The sequence below is a fragment of the Flavobacterium profundi genome, assembly GCF_006491645.1.
Lineage (GTDB): Bacteria > Bacteroidota > Bacteroidia > Flavobacteriales > Flavobacteriaceae > Flavobacterium > Flavobacterium profundi.
In genome coordinates this window covers 1-705 of record NZ_VDCZ01000036.1, presented here as the reverse complement: position 1 = coordinate 705, position 705 = coordinate 1, and the positions used below count along the sequence as shown (strand labels likewise).

Genomic DNA, 705 nt, shown 5'->3' with positions numbered 1-705 from the left:
AACGGTTTGCCGCTTGTAGCAGTTGCGTAAATTTAAACCAAAAGTTTACAAGTACAAAACTCCTTGTGGAATTTTCGGAGACCCGAGCACAGAGTGCGAACTGATGAAGTAAAATTCCGAACGCAAGCCAAGCCTAGCAATTGATACAAACGGCTGTTAGCGGTAGTTTTTATTTGTGAATTTCTGTAATTGCTTCGTACAATTTATCTTTCCATTCATTCAATAAATCATGTAATTTTAGAACAGTTTTTTCTTGATTGCTGATGAAAAGTTTTTCGCCCATAAGATATGAACTCATATTTACTGAATAAGTTTCTCCATTATGATTAAAATATATAGAACTATGAGAAACATCTTCTGGCACATATTTTCCATTAAACGTTGAGTAAAGTTCTTGTAATTCTATTTGTTCAGTTTCATTTATCTCGTTTATAGTTTCAATAATATTTTCAGGGATTAAATTACTTTTATAGATTGAGTATAATCTTTTTGGTACTGGATATTTATACCAAACAAGTTTAATCTCGAATGATAAATCTTTGTGAATTAATAACGTGATATTTCTTGGGATTTCACATAAACCGGCGGAATAATTATACACTAGAAAATATTCTTCCTTCAATGTTTTATCGGAATTCAAATATTCGTCTCTAAAATTGTCGATATTTAATGATATTTGATTTTTTTAAATTACCGCTAACGTTT

At 30.2% G+C, this 705-nt stretch carries 1 protein-coding gene; it reads right to left on the bottom strand.

The window, feature by feature from the left end:
• Positions 1 to 169 precede the first annotated feature (169 nt).
• The gene (locus FHG05_RS18275; RefSeq protein ID WP_140999567.1) at positions 170 to 622 is read right to left on the bottom strand and encodes a hypothetical protein; all 453 of its coding nucleotides are present in this window, start codon (positions 620 to 622) and stop codon (positions 170 to 172) included.
• Positions 623 to 705 lie beyond the last annotated feature (83 nt).